Annotated in this window: 5 protein-coding genes; 3 read left to right on the forward strand and 2 right to left on the reverse strand. The window is 56.6% G+C overall.

Annotated features, from left to right (window positions below; all coding sequences use genetic code 11):
• Positions 1–247, forward strand: a 247-nt coding sequence (locus tag M3O22_08315; GenBank protein MDP9196747.1) for a hypothetical protein, incomplete at its 5' end; no start/stop codon positions are given.
• 44 nt (positions 248–291) lie between these two features.
• On the opposite strand, the gene M3O22_08320 is transcribed toward M3O22_08315, so the two are convergent.
• Positions 292–1,497 carry an O-antigen ligase family protein gene (locus M3O22_08320; protein MDP9196748.1) on the reverse strand — a complete coding sequence of 402 codons (1,206 nt, stop codon included), beginning with the start codon at positions 1,495–1,497 and terminating at the stop codon, positions 292–294.
• Positions 1,498–1,848: 351 nt separating this feature from the next.
• On the opposite strand from M3O22_08320, the gene M3O22_08325 reads away from it, so the two are divergent.
• Together M3O22_08325 and M3O22_08330 are read left to right on the forward strand one after the other, a co-directional pair.
• Positions 1,849–2,658 carry a hypothetical protein gene (locus tag M3O22_08325; protein MDP9196749.1) on the forward strand — a complete coding sequence of 270 codons (810 nt, stop codon included), beginning with the start codon at positions 1,849–1,851 and terminating at the stop codon, positions 2,656–2,658.
• A gap of 83 nt (positions 2,659–2,741) precedes the next feature.
• Positions 2,742–4,892 carry a hypothetical protein gene (locus M3O22_08330; protein ID MDP9196750.1) on the forward strand — a complete coding sequence of 717 codons (2,151 nt, stop codon included), beginning with the start codon at positions 2,742–2,744 and terminating at the stop codon, positions 4,890–4,892.
• A 44-nt stretch (positions 4,893–4,936) separates the two neighbouring features.
• On the opposite strand, the gene M3O22_08335 is transcribed toward M3O22_08330, so the two are convergent.
• Complete coding sequence (locus M3O22_08335; GenBank protein MDP9196751.1) at positions 4,937–5,539, reverse strand: winged helix-turn-helix domain-containing protein; 603 nt, start codon at positions 5,537–5,539, stop codon at positions 4,937–4,939.
• Positions 5,540–5,781 lie beyond the last annotated feature (242 nt).

Here is a 5,781-nt window from a genome sequence, read left to right on the forward strand (position 1 = left end):
GTGCAGGACCGACAAGGCGCCTGTCCTGAACACACAATCAGCCACCACCCAGCCGCATTCCGTGCGGGTTCAGGCGGCTTTCTGCCAGTATGATACAGTCATGACCTCGGCCTCCGGATCTGTGGACAGTGTCTCCAGCCCCCGGGATCCCGGATTCCAGTCCCTGATGGCTACGGTTGCCACAACCCTGTTTCCCTATGACCGGGAAGATCGCAGGGAAAGGTGTCCCGGCTCAGGCATGTGCTGAGAAAAACCCGTTACAAACCCTGACTGCCGAGTTCTCCTGCCTGGTCAGGCAAGGGAGCCCGGCAGTTTTTTGTCCAGGCCCAGGCCGATATAGAACGGCAGAAGGCACAGCAGCCCCAGCCAGGACGCGCTCCACAGGTTCACATTGACGCACATGACGGTGAGCGTTGCCCCCACAAGCGCCAGAACCCGGGGGCCCTGTCTGTTGTCCAGCGGCATTATTTTCCGGAACACAGCGACCAGGAAAATTCCTGCTGCAAGGACGCCGGCGACACCCAGGTCAAGCCAGACCTGAAGCGGTGCATTGTGAGGATGGACGAATTTGTAGGATTTTCCATGGAAGGATTCCATGAAGGGGATCGTGAACAGCCTTCCGGCATCCATGCCCCATCCGGACAGGGGCTTTTCCATGATTTTTTCAGCAACAAAAGACCAGACTTCCAGCCTGGCCCCGATTGTCCCGGGGCGCCAGGACATCAGCCATGTGCCATGGGCCAGGGCATACGCCTCCTGCACGATCCAGGGCATCAGGGCCAGGGCCGCAAGCGCACCGGCCAGAACCAGGCGACAGAACCACCGGAAGCTGATGTGACCTGCCAAAAGAAAGGCTGTGCCCGCCACAAGGGCCATTACGGCGGCGCCACTCTCTGACAGGATTGTGATCACGGCTGTCCAGGCCAGAAGCCCCAGCGCCAGGACTTTCCGGCGGGGCCACAGCCAGCCCATGACCGGCCATACCAGAATGGCCAGGACCACAGCGCCCCTGTTGGTGCGGGTCATGTTGATTTCTCCGATCAGGTTCAGGTGCAGAAGGATTTTCTGGACAAGCCCATGGTCCAGCACATCCAGTGAAAACAGGAAAAGGGCTGCCGCCATCGATACACCGGTGACGATCCAGACCTGCCTGCGGGTCCTTTCATCCAGATCCCGGACCACCATCCAGGTCATGAAGCCTGCAAGCATGGCCCCTGCTGTTCTTGCCGGAAGGCGGGCATTGTCATACAGCTGTTCCAGATCTGCACCGCCTCCCAGAAGGCAGGTCACAAGCAGCAGAAGACAGGCCGGAAGAAGCGTGGGGGACGCGGCCAGGGCAGGGAAGGGGCGCCGCTCAACAGCCATGGCTAGGAACAGGATCAGGATGATCACAGGGGCTGCTGCAAGGCCATGGGACGCGAAGATGCCGATGATCGGGACAAAAGCCGCCAGCAGCCAGAGCAGGAAACGGGTTGCGATTCCAGGGGTGTATGTCAAGACAGTCTCCATTGAAGGTTAATCCGGGATACACCTTTTTGGCTGGAAGTGAAACCGGCCCTGCCAGCCAGAATACCTCTTCATGAAAGTAAAACGGTCAGGCACTCTGTACGCACGTGGAAACACAGGATTTCAGCGGGGGATTGGAACATGTCTGGAAGCAGGATTCTGGCGGGTGTGGGTGCTGCGATTGTTGTGGCTTCTGGCTGTGCCACCGCACCACCTGAGCTTACCCTGAGAGATCGGGATGGTGGTCAGGTGCAAATCGGGTCTGTGGAAAATCTTCCCGGAGGTTTGCAAAGAGTCAGGGTTGTGCGGCAGGGCGCCCCTTTCTGCGAGGGAACCAAAACAGTGCCTTACACAGACCTGATGAGCGGGATTACATACCAGAAGACCTACCGGTCCCTGTGTCCGCCACCGGAGCGCTTTTACTGGGTTGACCCGAAGAGTGGTTACGCCTGGGCGACCTGGAAGTACGGGCACCTGCTGCGGACTGTGAATGGACAGACCGGCCACTGGGAAGTGGACGGGTGGGGCAGCAGTCTGCATCTTCTGGGGGAGAGACCAAAAGAGAATGAGCGGATTCTGGGCCGGGAGGAGCGGAAATTCGGTCTGGCCGTGCTTGTGACTGTTTTCGGTTCCCGTACTGAATGGATGCAGGACATGCGTGACCTGGGAATGATCTCCGGGGAAAAACCTGATCTCCGGATGTACCCTTCAGATCACCACCCGGCAGAAGCAGAGTCTTCTGCTTCTCCGGAAGAAAAAAAGCCTGATACAATTCCTGGTCCAACACCGGAAGGCCTTCCTTCAGCAGAAGCGGGCTATGCAGCGGCGAAAGGCGCGCTTGACGCCATGGCAGCGATGGAAGAAGACACAGAATCCTGCCGGAATCAACTGCCTTTGGCCTGTCGTACGATGCTGGGTCACTGGGAGTGGGCTGTTAAAAAAGCAGGTTATGGTGACATAAGCCCCCCGACGAAGGTCTGCGACGGGCAATCCTGGCCGGATATCGGGCAGGTCAAGGTCATGCACCAGGCGCTTTCAGGTGTTCTCAGTGCTGCTCTGGAAGCGAATGAAGCCCTTGGGCCCGCTGTGGGCATAAGAGTTATAAGCGTGAATGGGCAGGTAAAAGCCCTGACTTTTCGCTGTGGCGGATAGCATTGATACAAAATTAACTTTCTGCAAGTAAAACAGTCTGTGACAATGGGTGCAGGACGGTCACGGGTTACAGGGAGGTAAAGATGGCGGACACTGTTGGAAAAGATGGAACCGGAGCGGCGGGCAAAAGAATAGCCCATGCCATAGCCGTTGCGGGCCGCAATCGTGTTGCCAGTGCTGCTCTGGCTGCGCTGATGGGCCTTCCCGTATTTGCCGCCCTTTTCCCTGAAGAGGCCCAGGCTGGCAATATCAAGGCTGTTACCATCTACGATGCCGATGGCAATAAGACCCGGTATCAGAGCGATGTTCCTTATGATTACAGAAACTATGATGTCGGGCCGGGAAAATCCCGGCTCTGGGTTGAGGCTGGAAACCGGAAGAGCAAGGCCCACCATGACTGGCCGGATCGTCCCGGGACAGCTTTTCCTGATCGTGTGATATTTCTGTCAAACGGCGACACAGTAAGGCTGCACGGTTCAGAGAGGACGGTTATCCGTGAAGGAACCCCCATGTCCTTCAGCGGCCTTATGAATGAGGCCCGTCAGGAAAGGCTGGCACTTGCCGCCAATGAAAAAGCCCGGGCCGCCGGGGAAAAACTCCCTTATCCCCAGGCGGGAATCCAGGGATATGGTATTATGCTTGGTACCCTGACAACTGTTCATGACGCCGTTGCCGAAGAACTGGAACAGGATGTGCTGCGCTATTTTTACGCGCGCAGGTACAGGTACGGTTTTGGCATGATAAGTTTCCCCACAGTGGATGTGAGCGGGCTTCCCTTGGGTGATGTTCTTAATCTTAATCTGCCCAATGTGCCAATCGTCAGGAAACCCAATGGCCGTCTGGCTGCCGCACAGGCCAGCCGTTCTACTGAATATATTTCCGGCGGATTTCTGTCAGGGGGCCGTATCTATCCAACACAGCATGGGCAGCTGGAGGGGGGAAAATATTTCTTCTACAAAAAGGACAAGGATGGAAATTTCATTCCTGTCAAGGATGTTCCTGCCAGCCTGACCGGAGATTTCTATGTCAAGACGGTGGATGGAGAGTATGGCCGTCTGGTCGTATTGCCCGGTACCAACCGTATCCTGAACGGCCAGCATCTGGGGTACATTGTCGCCGGTCCTGGCAATGGCCTGAAAAAGGACAGGCTGTGTGTCTTCGACGGCAACATCGGCGATCGCCTGGAATTTTGCTATGATGTGGAGAAAGGCCAAGCAGGCTGGCGCATGTGGATCCCTGGCCCTGAAGGCAGGGAACTGACCCCGCGCGAGGTAGACGATTTCAGGGAGGAACTGAACAGGCTGGAGCGCTTGGCCTGGTTCTGGCGCAACCAGCGTGATCCGGAGCTTGGCGAAGGCAAGAGGCCCGACTGGAGACAGGATCCTCCTGCCGAAGTGGTTATCGACCGCGATCGACCCCTTGATCAGGAGGACCAGCCTGTTGCTGGCCAGGTTGTGGATGGAAAGATCATTAAATATGAGACGAATGTCTATCAGTGCATTGGGGAAAATTCCTGTAATGAGCTGCCTGCCGGGGATACGGAGGGTGAATCCGGACGGGCGCCTTCAGAAACAGACCCGCTTGTAATCGTGCACAACAAGGACGGGAAGGGCGGCGTTATTGTAACGCAAGGTAATGAGAAGCCCATATCTGTTAATGGAGGTAACGGCAGCATTACAGTAACCCGTCAGACCGAAAGTGCGCCCACCTACAATTTCAATGCGACTTTCAACCAGTACTACGACTGGCTGAAAGGGAAACGCAGGAATCCTGGTCCGCCCAAAAAGCCCGGTGAAGACCAGGAGACATGGGAAACGAAATGCAAAAAGATGGACACACCGGATCTGCTGGGCCGTACCACTTCCCTGGAGATTTCTACGGGGATGGCCTGTGAGGAAGACCGTTTGAAGGCGGACTTCAGAAGAATGCTTCTGGCTGCCGCTGAAATAACGGATCGGGCAGTTCGTGATCCTGCCTTGCGAGAGGATAAATATGTCCGGGAAGTGGTGGCTTATTTCGTCAGTGTCTATGGGAAGGAAAATCCGGAGCCAAACTTGTCTGAATGGCGAAAGAGTGTTCAGAAACGCCTCTGGGAAATGGGCCAGATTCTGGGTGCCGAGAAATGGACGCAGGATAAGGCAGACCATAAGGCAATGGTTATCCGCATCAGGAATGAAATGAGACGCGGTCAGACCGGACCGGCCTGCCCGCCGTACCAGATTCTCGGTTTCTGACAGATTGCCAAAGATACCCCCTCCCTTGTGGAGGGGGTTTTTCTTTATGCTTTCCGGGCTGGAACGCCCAGCCTGTAGCCCTCTTCATCCGTCAGCAGGATATGCGGGTTGCGCGGGTCGTTCTCGATTTTCTGTCGCAGGCGCCAGATGTGGGTTGCCAGCGCATGGGTTGTGGCTTCCGGATGATAGCCCAGAACTTCCAGCAGCAGGGTTTCGGCAGGGACAGCGCCATTCGCACCGGCCAGAAAAGACAGAATGGCCGTTTCCGAATCCGTCAGTCGTATGTCATCAGGGCTTTCCCGGCTGTACAGCCGCTTTTCCTGTCGTGACAGGATCCAGGGGCCGATCCTTACGTCCGCGTATGAGGCTCTGGCTCGTGCAACTTCCTGCCACAGTCGTGCAACAGAAACCGGCTTTTCCAGCGGGGCGCGCCCAAGGCGAATCACGGGACAGTTCCATTGCGCCGGCAGGGCAGGATCCGGGATATCCTCATCCACAATGACAAGGTCAGGCAGGGCGTCTGCCATTACAGTTCTGGTTTCTTCGATGGTGCTGGCAGAAAAAACCTTTCCCAGGCGGGACAGGGGAACAGACAGGACTTCCCGTACAGGGGAAGACGGACTGACAAGAAGGAGACGGGAAATCATGCTGTCACCATACCTGCCGGCGCAGTGTGCCTCAAGCACAGAACAGGACCTGGAAGTTGGGCCTTGACACTGCAGGCAGCGATCACATATATGATCCCTCCTGCTTTCGGGCAGGCGGCCCATTGAACATTGTGGACAGGAAGAAGAAGTGTGATCAGGGAAGGCCGTTTGGTCTTGTTCTGGTTGTGCTGTGTTTCTGTGGCTGAGGCCTTTTCCGTATTGCGGGGAGGGTGCTGGCTGTG

The sequence above is a fragment of the Pseudomonadota bacterium genome (genome assembly GCA_030775045.1).
In the GTDB taxonomy this organism is placed as follows: domain Bacteria; phylum Pseudomonadota; class Alphaproteobacteria; order JALYJY01; family JALYJY01; genus JALYJY01.